At 37.6% G+C, this 17,155-nt stretch carries 16 protein-coding genes; 6 read left to right on the top strand and 10 right to left on the bottom strand.

Annotated elements, in window-relative coordinates:
* A complete protein-coding gene (locus SKC36_RS07340) occupies positions 1–921 on the top strand; it encodes a DUF4249 domain-containing protein (protein WP_459465437.1) in 921 nt (306 codons plus the stop codon).
* Between the two features lies 1 nt (position 922).
* Here SKC36_RS07340 and porT read toward each other — a convergent pair whose 3' ends face one another.
* From porT to SKC36_RS07320, 4 genes are all read right to left on the bottom strand, one after another.
* A complete protein-coding gene (porT, locus tag SKC36_RS07335; protein ID WP_459453468.1) occupies positions 923–1,588 on the bottom strand; it encodes a type IX secretion/gliding motility protein PorT/SprT in 666 nt (221 codons plus the stop codon).
* Positions 1,589–1,592: 4 nt separating this feature from the next.
* Positions 1,593–2,318, bottom strand: a complete 726-nt coding sequence (ubiE, locus tag SKC36_RS07330; RefSeq protein ID WP_459453469.1) for a bifunctional demethylmenaquinone methyltransferase/2-methoxy-6-polyprenyl-1,4-benzoquinol methylase UbiE — start codon at positions 2,316–2,318, stop codon at positions 1,593–1,595.
* A 72-nt stretch (positions 2,319–2,390) separates the two neighbouring features.
* Entirely contained in the window at positions 2,391–3,317 is a 927-nt protein-coding gene (locus SKC36_RS07325) for an AEC family transporter (protein ID WP_459453470.1), read from the bottom strand.
* Positions 3,314–4,525, bottom strand: a complete 1,212-nt coding sequence (locus tag SKC36_RS07320) for a sensor histidine kinase (protein ID WP_459465434.1) — start codon at positions 4,523–4,525, stop codon at positions 3,314–3,316. Before SKC36_RS07320 ends, SKC36_RS07325 begins: the two co-directional genes overlap by 4 nt.
* 141 nt (positions 4,526–4,666) lie before the next feature.
* Here SKC36_RS07320 and SKC36_RS07315 point away from each other — a divergent pair, with 141 nt between their 5' ends.
* The 3 genes from SKC36_RS07315 to SKC36_RS07305 all read left to right on the top strand — a co-directional run bounded on the left by SKC36_RS07315 (position 4,667) and on the right by SKC36_RS07305 (position 8,235).
* Complete coding sequence (locus SKC36_RS07315) at positions 4,667–5,008, top strand: PadR family transcriptional regulator (protein ID WP_223143286.1); 342 nt, start codon at positions 4,667–4,669, stop codon at positions 5,006–5,008.
* 12 nt (positions 5,009–5,020) lie between these two features.
* Positions 5,021–7,453, top strand: coding sequence for a PspC domain-containing protein (locus SKC36_RS07310; protein WP_459465432.1), 2,433 nt, complete (start codon positions 5,021–5,023; stop codon positions 7,451–7,453).
* A gap of 65 nt (positions 7,454–7,518) precedes the next feature.
* Entirely contained in the window at positions 7,519–8,235 is a 717-nt protein-coding gene (locus tag SKC36_RS07305; RefSeq protein WP_459453474.1) for a head GIN domain-containing protein, read from the top strand.
* Here the strand turns inward: SKC36_RS07305 and SKC36_RS07300 are convergent.
* The gene (locus tag SKC36_RS07300; protein ID WP_459465430.1) at positions 8,232–8,840 is read right to left on the bottom strand and encodes a DUF1684 domain-containing protein; all 609 of its coding nucleotides are present in this window, start codon (positions 8,838–8,840) and stop codon (positions 8,232–8,234) included. The two genes, SKC36_RS07305 and SKC36_RS07300, sit on opposite strands and share 4 nt — an antisense overlap.
* 49 nt (positions 8,841–8,889) lie before the next feature.
* On the opposite strand from SKC36_RS07300, the gene SKC36_RS07295 reads away from it, so the two are divergent.
* Positions 8,890–9,477 carry a riboflavin synthase gene (locus tag SKC36_RS07295; protein WP_459465428.1) on the top strand — a complete coding sequence of 196 codons (588 nt, stop codon included), beginning with the start codon at positions 8,890–8,892 and terminating at the stop codon, positions 9,475–9,477.
* Here SKC36_RS07295 and argH read toward each other — a convergent pair.
* The 5 genes from argH to SKC36_RS07270 all read right to left on the bottom strand — a co-directional run bounded on the left by argH (position 9,463) and on the right by SKC36_RS07270 (position 14,309).
* Positions 9,463–10,806: an argininosuccinate lyase gene (argH, locus tag SKC36_RS07290; protein WP_459465426.1), complete on the bottom strand. Its 1,344-nt coding sequence runs from the start codon at positions 10,804–10,806 to the stop codon at positions 9,463–9,465. The two genes, SKC36_RS07295 and argH, sit on opposite strands and share 15 nt — an antisense overlap.
* A gap of 5 nt (positions 10,807–10,811) precedes the next feature.
* Positions 10,812–11,900 (bottom strand): M20 family metallo-hydrolase, encoded by a 1,089-nt coding sequence (locus SKC36_RS07285; protein WP_459465424.1) that lies wholly within the window; start codon positions 11,898–11,900, stop codon positions 10,812–10,814.
* Positions 11,901–12,686, bottom strand: coding sequence for an acetylglutamate kinase (gene argB / locus SKC36_RS07280; protein WP_459453480.1), 786 nt, complete (start codon positions 12,684–12,686; stop codon positions 11,901–11,903).
* A 4-nt stretch (positions 12,687–12,690) separates the two neighbouring features.
* Positions 12,691–13,665: an N-acetylornithine carbamoyltransferase gene (locus tag SKC36_RS07275; protein WP_459453481.1), complete on the bottom strand. Its 975-nt coding sequence runs from the start codon at positions 13,663–13,665 to the stop codon at positions 12,691–12,693.
* Between the two features lie 83 nt (positions 13,666–13,748).
* On the bottom strand, positions 13,749–14,309 hold the full coding sequence (locus tag SKC36_RS07270; protein ID WP_459465422.1) for a GNAT family N-acetyltransferase: 561 nt from the start codon (positions 14,307–14,309) through the stop codon (positions 13,749–13,751).
* A gap of 142 nt (positions 14,310–14,451) precedes the next feature.
* Here SKC36_RS07270 and SKC36_RS07265 point away from each other — a divergent pair, with 142 nt between their 5' ends.
* The gene (locus SKC36_RS07265) at positions 14,452–17,115 is read left to right on the top strand and encodes a TonB-dependent receptor domain-containing protein (protein ID WP_459465420.1); all 2,664 of its coding nucleotides are present in this window, start codon (positions 14,452–14,454) and stop codon (positions 17,113–17,115) included.
* Positions 17,116–17,155 lie beyond the last annotated feature (40 nt).

The raw sequence follows: 17,155 nt of genomic DNA, 5'->3' as shown, positions 1-17,155 counted from the left end.
ATGAAAAATAAAGCTATTTATATCTTAAGTATTTTATTGACTGTACTACTTAGTTCTTGTGAGGACGTTGTTCAATTAGAAAGTCCAAGGTCCAATAATTACCTGGTAGTAGAAGCAACATTGACTAATCTACCAGGACCTCAAAAAATTATTTTATCTAAGTCGCAAGCTTATTTTGATAATTCTGTGAGTCCAAAAATCAGTGGAGCAGAAGTTAAAGTTAGAGATAACGCAGGTCAAGAATATCAATTCCTGGAGCAAAAAGACCAGGCAGGGACTTATGTTTGGCAACCTAAATCTCCTACGGATATACTAGGTAAAATGGGAATGACCTATCAATTAGCTATCAATTGGTCCAACGAGCAATTTACCGCTTCTGCCACCATGCGACGAGTGCCACCAATTGATTCTTTGTTGTATCAGTTTGATGAGGCTTCAGGAAGACAACGTGGTGATGATAAGCCTAAAGAAGGATATGATGCTCAGTTTTTTGCCAAAGACTTTTTGGGATTAGGTGACTGCTACCGGGTTAAGACCTATAAAAATGGAAAGCTTTTTAATGATCCTTCCAATATTTCTGTCATTTATGATGGTGCATTTCAACAAGGAGCAGCTTCCGATGGATTGGTGTTTAATTTGCCAATTCGTAGATCCATCTCCCCTGAGTTGTATGTTGAGAATGATTCCATTAAAGTGGAGTTGTATTCGATTTCCCAGGATCAATATAATTTCTATTCTCAAGCTAGATTGGAATTGAATAATGCAGGATTATTCTCTCGACCAGCAGCCAATATTCCTACGAATATTCAAAATCTAAAAAGTAATTCATCTATTCAAGGTGCAGGATGGTTCGGAGTTTCTGCTGTTAGTGTTATTGCCACTAAAGTTGATCCCAAAAAGGCTAGAAAAGGTTTGAAATAAGCTACTCGAAATTAATGTACAAGGTGACATTATGGGTGTTCAGTCGACTTACTTTGAAATAAGGATTCGTTGAAACAGACGGAGCTGAATACAGGTTTGCCAAACCATGTGAAAATCTAATTTCAGGGGTAAATTTGAAATACTTAAAAAAACTCTCGAAGCCAAAACCATATTCTAATGCAAAATCTACAGTTTGAGCACTTAAAGCAGCACTATTTTTTTTCACATTAGCCTCAACTCCAAACTTCGATCCAGCCAAAACATACATTCGGTGATTCATTCTTCGAATGGATTTGAATTTTAATAAAACCGGTATTTCGAACCAAGTAGATTCTCTTGTGATGTTCAGTTCCTCTTTAGGTTGTATAAAAGTAACTTCTCTGTCATAAAGTGCAATATTCACTCCAGATTTTAATTCCAAAAATCGATTAAAGGAATAATTGGCCAAGCCTCCAATTTGAAATCCAAAATTTCTAGGGGAAATAGAGGGGGATAGACTAGGATCAGCCTCCATGCTGAAATTGGTTGAGCTTAATCCAAAAAGGAATCCAAAGTGTACTCTTTTATCGTCGTAAAACTCATTATTAATACGGATGTATTTATTCCCTTGTGCTAAGGAAAAAAAGCCAATCATACTGAAAATGAAGAGTAGAAAAGGTTTTTTCAATTTTCTATTTTAATTTTTGGCCTAAATAAATGGAGCAAATACCGCCCGTCATAGGAATCCATTGAGTGTTGGTATAGCCCACCCGTTTATAAATATCTAGGAAGTCTTGACCATCCGGAAAGGCTTGAACAGACTCTGGTAAATAAGTATAAGCTGCAGGGTCTTTGGATATCATTCTCCCTAATAGAGGCAAGATAAATTTCGAATAAAAGGCATATAACTGCTTCATAGGGAATTTTCTAGGATTGGAAAATTCTAGTATTAAACAATATCCACCTGGTTTTAAGACACGCAACATATCACTTAAACCCCTTTCTAGGTTTTCATAATTACGCACCCCAAAACTTACCGTTATGGCATCGAAACTCTGATCAGAGAAAGGTAATTTTTCTGAATCACCTAGTTGTAAATGGATTTTATCCTCCAAACCCATTTTTTTGATTTTCTCAATTCCAAAGTCTAACATTCCTTGAGAAATATCCACCCCAATGATTTTTTCTGGCTGAATTTTTAAGGCTTCAATGGCAAAATCACCCGTTCCAGTGGCGATATCGAGTAAGGATTTGATACCCTTATTCTTTAATAAATTAATCGCTTTTTTCCTCCAAATGATATCGATTCCTCCACTAAGTAAATGATTTAAGAAATCATACTTTGGCGAAATGGAATTAAACATTTCTGCTACTTGTTCCTTTTTTCCTTGCGATTGATTTTTGTAGGGTACTACCATTTTTGATTGATTGCTTTATTTCCAAACGTAATTTAATGCCATTTGTTTCTGCAAATTACCAAAATTATTTGGTTAGGCGGCAGCCATTTTGAATACAGCTACCAATATCCACATGAGAGTAAAGCTTATCAGCATGGAAAAATTCACCAATGCACCTGCAATGGAGGTGTCAAAATTTAATTCATCGGAATAGGTAATGAGTGTCATACCTACGGGTAATATGATGCATATTAACATCATATTTCTAAAGTGGGAATCAAAGGGAAGACTGTAAAACAATAATAAACCAATCGATAGCCCCAATAAATAACGTATTCCTAGCACTTGGAATACTTTTAAAAATGATTTTTTGGGAAGTCTAACACTGAAATAAATCCCCATCAGTAATAGCACCAAGGGTTTATTTCCTTGGGCAATTGTATCAACGATACTGGTTAGGAAAACAGGCAATGGGATTTCAGCTACATTGACAATTAAACCTATCACCATGGCTTGAAAAGGGAAAAGCGACATAATGCGCTTAAAAACATGCTTCCACATATTACCTTTTTTTGCTTGGGCAGAAAGATAATTTCCCATGCCATAGGTAAGGATGAAATTGATAAATGAATTGCCAATATCAAACATGGCCGCATACGTTAAGCCTTTCCAACCCCAAATTCCCTCAATCAATGGATAAGCGAATAAACCTAAATTATAACCCGAGCATCCCATGGTTAAGATTCCTCGATATTCGGGACCTTCTTTTTTGAAAATATGAAATCCAACAAAGGAACAAAGTATGGCAAATAATATACAGATCAGTGGTAACCACAAAAGCTCTGAAGTAAATTCTACTTTGATCATGGTGGTGAAAACCAAAGCAGGGAAAGTGGTGTGCATTAAAAACTTTGATATGTTTTTAGCATCATGGGTAGTAACATATCCTAGACTTTTTAAGGTGTAGCCTATGGAAATGACAACTAATGCTGATCCAAAAACAAAATTGGGGGAATTCATGCTTGAATGGGAGGCTTAGGTAAGGATATCCGGAAAGTACTACCCTTATTAATTTCGGTTGATTTCAAAATAAGTTTTCCCTCATGATAGTTTTCCACAATTCGTTTGGCCAGGGTGAGCCCTAAACCCCATCCTCTTTTTTTAGTACTAAAGCCTGGAGAAAATATTTTGGACATATTTTTATTGGAAATACCTTTCCCACTATCCGTAATATCGATATAGATTAGATTGTTCTTGCCTTCTGATAGTACAATTTGTATATCTCCGCTTCCACTCATGGCATCCACTCCATTTTTGCAAATGTTCTCTATTACCCACTCAAAAAGATAGCGATTGACCTTTGCTAGTTGATCCGGCGCCAGCATACTAATCACTTCAATATGTACTTTACTTGATATTCGGTTTTTTAAATATTGCAGGAAAGTGTTAATTAACTCTTCTAAATTTTCCTCTTTCAAAATAGGAGCTGAGCCTATATTAGAAAAACGCGTGGTAATGGTTTCTAGGCGTTGAATATCCTTACTTAATTCAATAACAATGTTGGGATCCACCTTGGGTTCATTTCTTAAAATTTCAACCCAGGCTGTCAGCGATGAGAGGGGAGTACCTAATTGATGAGCAGTTTCTTTTGCCAAACCTACCCATACTCGGTTTTGTTCCGCTCTTCTTGAATAGGAGAAAAAGATATAGCCTAAGAATCCAATAATCAGGACAACAAGTAATTGAGAGAGGGGATAGTACCGTAATAACTTTAACAATTTTGAATTTCCATAATAGATGTATTCTTTCTGAAAACCCATGTCCATTTCAATGGGTTTATTGTTTTCAGCAATAATTTCAGCTAGTTTTTGCTTAAGCATGAGCTGCTTTGCCTCCGTGGAAAGCTGGTTGGGCATGGAGATATTGATGGAATTTAAATGTCCGGATCCATCTTTCCATATCACGGGAATGGTATTGTTCTCATTAATTTTTTTAATTCTTTCGAAAAAGAAATTAATATCCGCATTCTCATCACTGGTCATGACATAGCGGATAGTCTCTGCATATAATTCAATTTGTTGCTTTTCTCTTTCCTCTAATTTGGTAACTAATCCATCAGTAAAGTACAGTGAAAATCCAGCCATGAATACACAAACAGCAAAAAAAGCCACCTTAAGCCAAGTGTCGCGGTTATAAAAGGCTAGAGGTAAGGAGACTTCTTTGAACATGGTATTTTTTTTCGAACCTAAAAAAGGCTATTCATCACAAAATAGTCACCGTTTATCCAAAAATCAAAAAAAAGTTTCTAAGGTACTATGCAATACAAAGTACCTTACGTAGTTTTGTATCACATTAAAACACAGAAACCGATGGATATTGAAAATGCCAAGGTGCAGATGAGGAAAGGAATTTTGGAATTCTGTATTCTGCAGATTATTTCGCGAGGCGAGGTGTACGCATCCAACATGTTGGAAGAATTAACCTCTGCAAAAATTATGGTCGTGGAGGGAACCTTATATCCTCTGTTAACCCGCTTGAAAAATGCTGGTTTTTTAGATTACAAATGGGTGGAATCCTCCTCAGGCCCGCCGCGTAAATATTACGTATTAACAGAAAAAGGAGGAGAATTTTTAGAAGAACTTCATTTAACATGGGATGAATTACAAGGATCTGTACTTCAGATAACCAATCCCGCCACCCCCAATTCATAAATCTATCATTGTATGAAAAAGACCCTATCAATTAATATCGCAGGGATTATCTTCCACATTGAGGAGGATGCGTTTGCCACATTGGATGCATATATCAAGTCCATCCATGCATACTTCGAGAATTTCGAAGGTTCAAAAGAAATTATTGCTGACATTGAAGCAAGAATAGCCGAGAAATTCTGGGGTATTCGGGAAGATGAAAAAACGGAGGCTATATCCTTGGATCATGTAAATGCCTTAATTGCATCATTAGGTACTGTGGCTGATTTTCAGGCATTGGAAAGCGAAGAGGACAAAAAAGAGAATAGTTCTTCCAGCTCATATTCAAAGCAAACTGAAAACACCATTCCTCAGCAAAAAGTATTTAGAAGAGATTTGTCAAGAAAAATGATTGGTGGTGTAGCTTCAGGTTTGGCTCGCTATCTACATGCTGATCCCATCTGGGTACGTTTGTGTATGATCGTTGGATTTTTTGGACTAATCCCATTGTTTCATGCAGCAAATGTTATTTTCTGGGGCTATATCATTTGTTGGATTGCGATTCCAGGTGAAATAAACCTGGAAGAAGATAAATCCTTTCGCAAATTTTACCGCGACCCAGAAAAGAAGGTAATCGGTGGTGTAATCGCTGGATTTTCAGCTTACACGGGATGGGATTTAGGATTATTGCGAGTTTTAGCTGTTCTATCGGTCTTGTTTTTTGGATCAGGAATTGTGGCCTACCTGGTGATATTAGTGATATCACCAGAGGCTAAAACCCTGACAGATAAAATGGAAATGACCGGTGAGCCGATCACCTTGGAAAACATTGAAAACAACATCAAAAAGAATTTCCAAAAAGAAGGTGAGGCAGAAGAAAGTGCTTTAACTCGTATCTTATTAGTGCCTTTCCGACTAATTGCCGCTTTCTTTGGCGCATTTAAAGGTTTTTTTATTGCCATTCGATGGATTGTTCAAATAGCCTTTGGAATCATTTTAACCGTATTTGGTTTAGGAAGTATCATCGCTTTAATTACGGTTTCGTCGGTAGGATTTTCTGGTTTAGATCATGGACAAGTTCAAATTGCTTTTGGAGAAGCCATTCCCCTATACTTATTAGCAAATGATTTGCCTTCCTGGACTTATTTAGCCTTTATCGCAGCCATTTTGCCTATTTTAGTTTCTATCATTATCTCTGGTATTTCATTATTAGCCAACCGTAAATTTTATAATAGAACCTATAAATACATTGCTACTACTCTTTGCATCATTGGTTGGGTGGGCTTATTTGTAGCCTTGCCTACTGTAGGAAGAAATTTTTCTAGAACAGCTTCTGTGAATCAAGTGAAAGATATTTCCCTTACAGCAAAACCATTTGTCTTTGATGTGAAAAAAGAATCTCAAGAATCTATTTGGGAAAAGATGCTCGGAAGCCGTGAATTGGTTGATGAGATTTTGGATGATGAAGATTTGCATGATTATAACCGTGAAGGTTTTACTCGGGCACAAATCACCATCGAAGGATATTCAGGAACGAGCATTCAAGTCATTGAGTTTTCTAAATCCAACGGAAAAGATCGTTTAGATGCAGAAAAAAATGCTCGAAGTATCAAGTATGATTATGCTGTTCAAGGCGACAAAATTTTGTTCGATAGTCATTTCGGAATTACTAATCAGCGATTTAGAAATCAACGACTTCGTGTGAAGGTATTAATTCCATTTGGTCAAAGTTTTGGAATGACCCGTGATTTTGCCACTTACATTGAAAACGAAATTGATGGTGGATATTTCAACGAAAGTAATGGAGACTTATTTGTAGGTTCCATGTGGAATTTTACTCCAGAAAAGGGATTGACTTGTCTTAATCGTGAGCCTATTGAGGATAATAATGAGTCATTCCAAGATGATCGCTCAAATGATGAGCTAGGAGCTAATTTTTCTATCAGTAAGGATTTGGAAAATTTCCAAAGCATTGAAGCCTTGAATACAGAGGGAGCTAGCATTCAAATTGTTCCAGGAGATAAATATGTTATTCGGTTTGAAGGAAATGATAAACCTAGTTTTGTAACGGAAGCCAAAGTGGTCAATGGTGTTTTGAAATTGGACAAAGTTCAATCAGGAGTACAAATTGAAATACAGTCGCCCAAGCTTTCAAAAGTTGAGTTAGGAGGCAATGCACGAACAGAAATAAAAGGATTCAATCAAGCTAAACTAGAAGTGGTTTTACATGACTTTCATAGTGTGAATGTAGATGGGACTACGGATTTATTGGTGGCATCTACGGACCAAAATGCTGAGCTTATAGCACCTAATTTAATTGTTCAAAAGGCAGTGGTATCACTAAAAGACCAATCTAAAATGGATTTAAATGTCATTAAAAATTTGACGGGTAGTAAATCGGCAGATGCACAATTGGTTTACCCGAACATGAATAATCTAAAGGTGATCTTAAAAACACAAAAATAAAATAATGTACATGCAACCTTTTTACTAAAGCGTTCATCTTATCTACATTCCAAAATAATAAACACATGAAAACAAAATTTCAATTATTCATTTTTCTAGGAGCATTATTTATGTCGGTAGTGGCATTGGCATCTCCAGAGGATTTTTCAAAAAAATTCAAAGTATCGGGTTTTCAAAATTTAGACTTAGGTCATGCTTTTGAAATTAAAGTAAGCAAAGGAAGCGCTTATTCCTTGGCCGCATATGGTCGCCAGGAAGACGTTGAAGACTTAGAAGTAGACATCGATGGAAATACCTTGAAGGTATATTATAAGGATAGAAATTGGGGATTTAATTGGGGTAAAAACCGTAAGAGAGTCAAAATCGTAATCACTATGCCTCGTTTAGCTAATGCTGAGTTTTCTGGAGCCTGTAAAGTTGATGTAGAGGGATTTTCAAATGAAGAACAAATGAATTTGGTATTTACGGGTGCCTCCAAAGGTCAATTAACCCAGATTAATGCCGATAAATTAAACCTTGAATTATCCGGTGCATCTAAGCTTAATGTGAGTGGTCGTGCGGGTAAATTAAATGTAGACGCATCTGGTGCAAGTCACTTAGAAGGTAGCAATTTAATGGCTCGTGATACGGATGTAGAGGCCAGTGGAGCAAGTCACGTTAGTATTCAAAGTCAAAAAACCTTACGAGTTGAAGCCTCTGGTGCTTCCAAAGTATCTTACAGGGGTGTACCCAACATTTCAAAAGATTTGTCAGGAGCAGCCTCGATTAACCAAGTAAACTAGTTTTTTTCCCCAGCGGGTATTCTAAAATTCAGTTGATTGCTCGCTGGTGGAACAGGACATGCATATTCCGGGTTGTACGCACAAAACGGAAAGTAAGCCAAATTAAAATCCGCCTTAAGTATTTTACCGTTTAGATTTATTAGGGGTATATCTAAGTACCTACCGCCTCCATAGGTTTCTGTGGGGGCGGTTTTGTCTTTAAACGGAAGAAAAAAGTCCCCATTATCATGTTGATATAATTTCAATCGGACATTTTGCCCATTTATTTGAGCTTTAATATCTCCTATATATATGATTTCTTCCTTCGTACCGTCGCTCATCGGCATGGAAATTTTTTCAACCTGCTTATTTTTTTCTAATTCAAATTCAATTTTCCAAGCGCTCTCGTATGGGAAATAATGTAAACCTATAAAGGATTCTTTATCCTTTATAGGCGAATCTTCTTGTTCTTTCATGGAAATATCTTTTTCTTTTCGATATTTCACGAGGGCCAAAGAATCCTCTTGAGACTTAGTGACCTTATTGGTTTCATTTTTTGGAAGACTGATGAACACCAAGACGATGGCGCCAAGTATAAGAATCAAAATCCATTTATTGAATTTCATAAGATTGGGTGTAATTTTGAATTTAGGCAAAAATATAAAAATTAATTCGATGTTTACAGGCATAGTGGAGGCCATGGGTACCTTAGAGAATCGCTTCGTTCAAGGAACTAATATTGATTTTTGGTTTAGTTCTCCTTTTACTCATGAATTGAAAATAGATCAATCCTTGGCCCATAATGGGGTTTGTCTAACAGTTGTTGAAATCAAAGACAAGCAATATCGAGTAACAGCCATTGAAGAGACCTTGAATAAAACTAATTTAGGAGATTTGACTTTAGGTCAAAAAGTTAATTTGGAACGTTGTCTTGCTGCTACAGGCCGATTTGATGGTCATATCGTACAAGGACATGTAGATACGAAAGGTATTTGTACCCAAATTATTGCCAAAGAAGGTTCTTGGGAATACTATTTTGATTACCCTCCATCCACAGCGCACATGACGGTTAGCAAAGGTTCAATTTGTGTTAATGGAACTAGTTTAACGGTTGTTCATTCAGGCCAACATGATTTTTCTGTTGCCATCATTCCTTATACCTATGAACATACCGTCTTTCATCAATTGAAGGTAGGCGATTCCGTTAATTTAGAATTTGATATTGTCGGAAAATATGTTCAAAAAATGTTAGCTAGCCAATAATCGAGCTATGGCATGATTGACTTTATCAAATCCAAAACGTTGATATGCCGTATCTTTTTGAGCTTGAATTAAATCAAGGCCTAAATTTCCAATACTTCCTAAATGCGTATGGTTGAGATTTCGTTGGCTACCATCAAACTGTTTTTCTTCAATCATTTTACCAATTTGCTGGTATGCTTCCCGGAAAGGAACACCTTGTACCACCAAGCGATTTACTTCTTCCACACTAAAAAGTAAATCGTATTTATCATGATTTAGTAAATCCGATTTCACCTTCATGTGCTCTACTAGGTAATGGGTAATTTCCAAGCCATCTAAGATTTCTTCGATAGCCGGCATTAATAATTCTTTCGTCAATTGAAACTCCCTGTGATAGCCTGAAGGTAAGTTGCTTGTCAATAAGTGTAATTGATTAGGTAGGGCTTTTAATTTATTGGCTTTTCCTCTTAGAAGCTCAGCTACATCTGGATTCTTTTTATGCGGCATGATGGAGCTGCCGGTAGTAAGTGAATCCGGGAGTTCTATAAATCCAAAATTTTGTGAGTTGTATAGGCAAACGTCCATGGCCAATTTACTTAAGGTACTGGCTATTTGGCTAATGGCAGTTAGAAGGTAAAATTCTGTTTTACCTCTAGACAATTGGGCATTGACCACATTGACATGCGGGCTTTCAAAACCTAATAAATCAGTTGTTAATTGGCGATCTAAAGGGAAAGAAGAGCCATATCCAGCGCCAGAACCAAGTGGGTTTTTATTGGCTAGGCGGAAGGCGGCTTCTAACAATTCAACATCTTCCACTAAACTCTCCGCATAAGCGCCAAACCATAATCCAAAGGAAGAGGGCATGGCGATTTGCAAATGGGTATAGCCTGGAAGTAAATCTTTTTTATGCGCTTCACTTTTTTGAAGTAGAAGATTAAAGAGCTTTTCTACTGCTTCGGCAATTTCTTGGATTTCAGCGCGCATGAATAATTTCAGGTCAACCAAAACTTGGTCATTTCTGGAACGTCCCGCATGAATTTTCTTACCTAAATCACCTAGTTTTTTGGTCAATAAGTATTCAATTTGTGAATGAACATCCTCCATTCCTGGTTCAATTTCAAAGTCGCCAACCTCAATGGAAGCTAAAATGACTTTCAACTCACGACATAAGGGACTTAATTCTTCCTTTTTTAAAAGGCCTACCTCTGCCAACATGGTAATATGGGCCAATGAACCCAATACATCATAACGAGCTAATTGTAAATCATAAATAGGATCATTCCCTATTGTAAATTTTTCAATTTTAGCATCTGTCGTCTGATTTGCTTTTTGCCAAAGTTTTGCCACGTTTCTTATGATTTATGTTGGTATTGAATACTGGTTTCTACTAATAAATTTTGGTAGGTTTGGATACCTTGTTTGATTTCATCCAAGTAAATAAATTCATCAGCCGTATGTGATCTGCCCGAATGCCCCGGTCCGATTTTCACTGATGGACATGCCAATAGTGATTGATCAGAAAGGGTAGGAGAGCCAAAGCTTACAATGCCCAATTTCTTGGCTGCTAGGCAAACAACATGATCTTCATCGATTCGACTAGGTTGTAATCGGATGGATCTTGGAGTTAAATCGGAGCTTAATTCATTTTGTAATATCTTCAAAATTTCCTCTAAGGTATAACATTCATTCACCCGGCAGTCGATGGTAAATTCACAGGAGTCTGGAATGACATTATGCTGCTTACCCGCATGAATGATAGTAACCGTCGATTTTACAGGTCCTAATACCGGAGATACTTTTTCAAATTGAAAATTTTCAATTTTCTCAATGTCTTTCATTGCCACATAAATGGCATTAATGCCCTCATTTCTAGCCGCATGGCCAGCTTTTCCATGCGCCACTGCATCAATGACCATAAGTCCTTTTTCCGCAATGGCTAGCTGGCAATCCGTAGGTTCACCCACGACGGCCCAATCAATTTGAGGGAAGTCGGGGGAATTGATTAATGCTTCAATGCCATTTTTACCTGAAATTTCCTCTTCAGCTGTAGCAGCCATTAGAAGGTTGAAAGGTAAATTTTTCTCTTGATAAAAGGAACAGAATGTTTGAATTAAACATACTAAACTAGCACCTGCATCATTAGCACCTAGTCCAATTAGTTTACCATCTATTTCTGTAGCCTTCCAAGGGTCAAATGTCCAAGAGGCATTTGCCTTCACTGTATCGTGATGAGAATTTAGTAAAACAGTTGGCTTATTTGGGTCAAAATGGGCATTTTTTGCCCAAACATTATTTAAAAATAAATGGGATTCAATGCCTTTACGCGTGAAAAAATCTTGGATAATTTTAGCCGTACCGGCTTCTTCTTTGCTCAATGATGGACAAGCAATCAATTGAGAAAGTAGCGATTTAGCTTCTAAAAAATCCGATTCTTTATACATTTATGCGCTAATTAAAGTGCCACCGCCAGGGTTTAATACTTGACTGGCATGGCAAAGTTTGACGGTATGGACACCTTGTGAAATGGCTTTTAAAGCATTTTCTAGTTTGGGTATCATACCCGCAGTCACGATTCCACTCTCTTTTAATTCCAAAAAAGAGTTTTGGTTAATATGGGAGATGACAGAATTATCATCATCAGGATTACTTAAAACCCCATTTTTTTCGAAGCAATAGGTTAACGTAACCTCGAAAAAATCGCTTAATGCTATGGAAATAGCTTGTGCCATGGTGTCTGCATTGGTATTCAATAAATGCCCTTGTTTATCTGCTGTAATGGGGGCAAAAACGGGGCAATAGCCTTGATGTATAAAAGTACTCAAAGCCTGTGCATTGACATGTTCAATATCTCCTACCCAACCATAGTCAATAGGTGTAGGATTTCTTTTTTTACTTATCACTAATCCAGCATCTGGTCCCGTAAAACCGATGGCGTTCTTATGTTTAGCTTGCAATTGGGCTACCATGGATTTATTGATCCATCCTGCGTACACCATGGTGACTACCCGTAAACTGGCAGAATCTGTGACACGGCGCCCATCAATCATTTGACTGTTAATACCCAATTCTTTAGCCATTTCAGTCGCAATCTTACCTCCACCATGAATCAGTACAATTGCTTCTGGAATGCTTGCTATGTCCGCTAAAAACGCTTCTAATAGGCTAGGGTTATCAATCACATTACCCCCAATTTTAATTACTTGAAGCTTTGGTAAAATATGACTCATAGCATTAGAATAAATAAGGGCTTTCTTTTTTCGCAAGAGATAATAACATCTCTTTTAAAACAGTTTGAGCGGCCCAAACGCGATTTCCCGCCTGCTGAATTACAATTGAATGATCTGAATCTAATACGGCATCTTCTACCACCACATTTCTGCGAACGGGTAGGCAATGCATGAATTTGGCTTGATTGGTCAATTTCATTTTTTCCATCGTTACCATCCAAGCAGGATCCGAGTTCAAAATTTTTCCATATTCTTGGTAGGAAGACCAGTTCTTGGCATAGATGAAATCAGCTCCTTCAAAGGCCTCTTTTGGATCATGGCAAATACGAGCGTTACCACTAAATTCGGGTGCCAATTCGTATCCTTTGGGATGTGCGATGGTAAAATCAACATCTGAATGATTCATCCATTCAGCAAAAGAATTAGGCACACACTGAGGTAAGGCTTTCACATGTGGGGCCCAGGTTAAGACAACTTTTGGTCTTGCTGTTTTTTTATGTTCTTGAATCGTAATTAAATCCGTTAAAGACTGTAATGGATGTCGGGTGGCCGACTCCAAACTTAAAATGGGTCTACCTGTATATTTCATGAATTGATTCAATACCAATTCAGAGTAGTCTTCCTCACGGTTTACTAAGCTAGGGAAGCTTCGCAAACCTACGATGTCACAGTATTGACCAATAACTGCCGCAGCCTCTGACACATGTTCTGCTTTATCACCATTCATGATGACCCCTTCGTTCATTTCTAATTGCCATGAATCAGCTCCTACGTTCATGACCATAACATTCATTCCTAAATTTTGGGCAGCCTTTTGGGTAGATAATCTGGTTCTTAAACTTGAATTAAAGAACAGCAATCCGATGGTTTTATTCTTGCCGATGAAACAATCAGAATGGGGAGCTCTTTTCATTAATAGCGCTTCATTGACCAATTGAGGAATGTTGTAAGCGTCATGGATGGAGGTGAAATGATGCATATGATAGGGTCCTTTGGGACTTTAAGCATTTATAATTCAGTAAAATTACCGAAAAATGCTCGAAAGGAAATAAAATAGGAGAATTATGTTCGATTGACCTGAATGAGCCGTTTCCAAGTGAAAACTTCCATCCCTTCAGGTTGCATTAATTTCTTTTGTCCTGTTTTTACAAAATCATTTTTTAATAGGACGGATTGAGAAGCTAGGTTATCTATGGGAGTCTCGGCGACGAGATAGTGAAGTCCTTGATCCTGACTGGCCCATTGTATGAGGTATTGTAAGGCTTCACTGGCATAGCCATGACCCCTGAATTTTTTATCCAAACAATATCCAACCTCAGTGAAGCCCTGATCGTTAGGAAGTCCAGCCATACCAATTCCCCCTATAGAGCAGGACTTTTCTGTTAGGATTATTTCCCAATTTGTGTACCAAATAAAATCGAAGGGAAATTTTTTAGTCATCGGAAGCCAATAGTCTTGTAAGGCCATTTGGGCTTCTTCTTGAAAAAAAGCTTCTATTTCCCAGGTATTATGTTGTAAACCTATTTGAATTTCTAGGGCATCACGGCCCTGGTCTGCCCAAATTGTCAATAAGGAATGGTCAAGCGGAATTAATTGTAAACGTGGTGTTTTAATAGCAATCATGTTTTATTGACGTTTTGCATCAGTGAAATTGACCTACAAATTATGACTATTGGTCGCAAAAAAGAAATTACTCAATGGAATTACTTCAGTTTTGCATTCGATTTTACAGGTATAAAATCAAAAGCCAATACGTAAAAAAATTATGAAAAAATTATTCGCCCTTATTGCCTTAGTAGTATGTGCTTTACAGCTTAACGCACAGGTTCCTGCTGGAGGACCTGGTGCACCAGCTCGAAGAGAAGCAGCAGCTCCAACTGGAGGAGCATCAGGCGCACCAGTTCGAAGAGATGCAGCAGCAGCTCCAGTGGTAGCAACTCCCAAAGGTTCAGCTAAAATTGTGGGTTATGCCTTAGATTCAACAGACAACAAACCAGTAGAATTTGCCTCAGTGGCTTTAATCAATAAAGCGACCAATAGACCAGTAGATGGTACGGTGGCCGATCAGGTGGGTAAATTTACTTTGACTAAAGTTGCGGTAGGCAGCTATAAAATAGTGATTTCTTTCTTGGGTTATGAAAGCAAGACCATTTTTATGGACATAACCGCCAAAAAAGATGATCATGATTTGGGAGTAATCAAAATGCAGTCTTCTACTAAGATGTTACAGGAAGTAACTGTTGAAGGCCAAAGAGCTATGATTGAAGAAAAAGTTGACCGTACGGTTTACAATGCCGAGCGTGATCAAACTAATCGTGGTGGTGATGCGACAGATGTATTAAAAAAGGTGCCGATGTTATCTGTCGACTTAGACGGAAATCCTTCGCTCCGTGGTTCTACTAATATTAGGGTATTAATTAATAACAAGCCTTCTTCCATCATGGCATCCAATGTGGCTGATGCTTTGAAGCAGATTCCGGCCGATATGATTAAAACGGTTGAGGTTATTACTTCACCTTCCGCTAAATATGATGCTGAAGGATCGGCAGGTATCATCAATATTGTTACTAAGAAAAATACCTTACAAGGTTTAACCTTGGGTTTTGATAGTAGTGTGGGAGTTCGTGGTTCCAATTTATCTTTGAACGGTAATTTCCGCAATAAGACTTGGGGTATGTCATTGGGAGGCTTTGGTCGTTCTCAGTATAATGTGACAGGAAAGTATGAAAATATGCAAACCACTAGAAGCCAAGGAGCAGAAACAATCAATGTTCAAACAGCAGAAAGTAGAACTAATAATTTATTTGGTAATTATCAGATAGGTTTTGATTGGGACATCAATAAGCACAATTCCATCACGGCTTCATCCAGATTTGGAGTAAGAAATGGAAATAACTACCAAGATAACTTACAGCAGATTCGCAATGGTGTTTTAACTAGTTTGAGAAATACGAATTCATCGGATATGTCAGGTAATGTGGATTTGAATATTGACTATTCTCATACCTATGATACTCCACAAAAAGAGTTTAGCATTTTGTCCATGTATAGCCGTAGTAATCGTACAAGTGATTTCTATAACGATATCATGAATCCAAATGCCACAATGAGTCAAATCATGAGTTCGATTAAAAATGAGAACTTGGCATATAATGAAGAGGCTACTTTCCAATTGGATTACCAGACACCTATCCTTAAAAATCAAATGATTGAATTTGGAGGAAAAGGTATCATAAGAAATGCATCTTCTGATTACAAGTCATTTATTAACCCAACAGGTAATAATCTAGCGGGTTATAACCAAGTGAATTTGGCTACTTTACCAACCAACGTTTTTGATTATAATCAAAATATTTGGGGTACTTACGCTTCTTATACCTTAACCACTAAAAACAAATGGAGTGTTAAAGCTGGAGCTCGTTATGAGCATACAGATATTTCGGCTAGTTTCTTGAAGAAAGAAGGTCAAAACTTGTCTATTCCTCCTTATGGGGTTTTTGTACCAAGTTTTAATATGTCTAAGACTTTTAAATCAGGAACGTGGAGATTTAGTTATAATAAACGAATTCAGCGTCCATCGGTTCAATTCTTGAATCCAAACGTGAATTCTACTAACCCATTGAACATTTCAACGGGTAATCCAAATTTGGCTCCGGAGTTTACTAATAACTTTGAAATAGGTTATAGTAAGTATATCAAGTCATTTTATATTTCATCTGCAGTATTCGTAAGAAATACGACGGGTGCCATTAACCAAATTCGCCAGGTAATTGGAGATACGGTGAAGACACGTTCGGTGAACATTGGAAATGAAGATGCTTATGGATTGAACTTAAATATCAATGCTAATTTAACCAACCGATTGATGATTGGTGGAGGTGCTGATTTTTCTTATTTGAAATTGGCTAACAATGTACCTGATCCATTATTGAATGCTAAGAATGAAGGCTTAGTTTCTAACTTCCGTATTTTCGGTAACTACAATTTAGGCGGAGGCTGGGGAGCTCAATTGTTCTCTTTCTACCGTGCTAATGAAATACAGTTACAGGGTAAGCGTGGTGGATTTGGAATTTACAGCTTAAGTTTCAAAAAGGATTTCAAGAACAAAAAGGGTAGCGTAGGATTCGGTGCTGAAAACTTCTTCACATCTGAAATGGTCATTCGTAGTGAAACAAATACCCCAGTTATCTCACAAGTAGGATTCAACACCATGCGCAACATGAACTTCAAAGTTAATTTCTCCTACAGAATTGGAAAAATGACATTTGGAGGAACAAAAAGAAAGAAATCCGTAAATAATGATGATCAGAAAGACGGAGGCGGAGATGCTACACCACAGCCAGTACAAGCTCAGCCAATGGGAATGCCAGGTGGAGGAAGAATGGGCGGCGGCGGAGGCGGCGGAATGGGTGGCGGAGGACCTAGATAAGATTTTGTTTTAAAGTAGTTTAGTGCTTAAAGCTGGAAAC

The sequence above is a fragment of the Aquirufa sp. OSTEICH-129A genome (assembly GCF_054558355.1).
Note: the sequence above shows the minus strand (reverse complement) of the source record. Positions and strands in the feature narration are given on the sequence as shown.

Bases quoted from the DNA above. Each gene is read 5' to 3' on its own strand.
- SKC36_RS07305 (WP_459453474.1), top strand. From the start codon at position 7,519: ATGAAAACAAAATTTCAATTATTCATTTTTCTAGGAGCATTATTTATG.
- SKC36_RS07295 (WP_459465428.1), top strand. From the start codon at position 8,890: ATGTTTACAGGCATAGTGGAGGCCATGGGTACCTTAGAGAATCGCTTC.
- SKC36_RS07270 (WP_459465422.1), bottom strand. From the start codon at position 14,309: ATGATTGCTATTAAAACACCACGTTTACAATTAATTCCGCTTGACCAT.
- SKC36_RS07340 (WP_459465437.1), top strand. From the start codon at position 1: ATGAAAAATAAAGCTATTTATATCTTAAGTATTTTATTGACTGTACTA.
- SKC36_RS07310 (WP_459465432.1), top strand. From the start codon at position 5,021: ATGAAAAAGACCCTATCAATTAATATCGCAGGGATTATCTTCCACATT.
- SKC36_RS07275 (WP_459453481.1), bottom strand. From the start codon at position 13,665: ATGCATCATTTCACCTCCATCCATGACGCTTACAACATTCCTCAATTG.
- SKC36_RS07320 (WP_459465434.1), bottom strand. From the start codon at position 4,525: ATGTTCAAAGAAGTCTCCTTACCTCTAGCCTTTTATAACCGCGACACT.
- SKC36_RS07265 (WP_459465420.1), top strand. From the start codon at position 14,452: ATGAAAAAATTATTCGCCCTTATTGCCTTAGTAGTATGTGCTTTACAG.
- SKC36_RS07285 (WP_459465424.1), bottom strand. From the start codon at position 11,900: ATGTATAAAGAATCGGATTTTTTAGAAGCTAAATCGCTACTTTCTCAA.
- SKC36_RS07300 (WP_459465430.1), bottom strand. From the start codon at position 8,840: ATGAAATTCAATAAATGGATTTTGATTCTTATACTTGGCGCCATCGTC.
- argB (WP_459453480.1), bottom strand. From the start codon at position 12,686: ATGAGTCATATTTTACCAAAGCTTCAAGTAATTAAAATTGGGGGTAAT.
- ubiE (WP_459453469.1), bottom strand. From the start codon at position 2,318: ATGGTAGTACCCTACAAAAATCAATCGCAAGGAAAAAAGGAACAAGTA.
- SKC36_RS07315 (WP_223143286.1), top strand. From the start codon at position 4,667: ATGGATATTGAAAATGCCAAGGTGCAGATGAGGAAAGGAATTTTGGAA.
- SKC36_RS07325 (WP_459453470.1), bottom strand. From the start codon at position 3,317: ATGAATTCCCCCAATTTTGTTTTTGGATCAGCATTAGTTGTCATTTCC.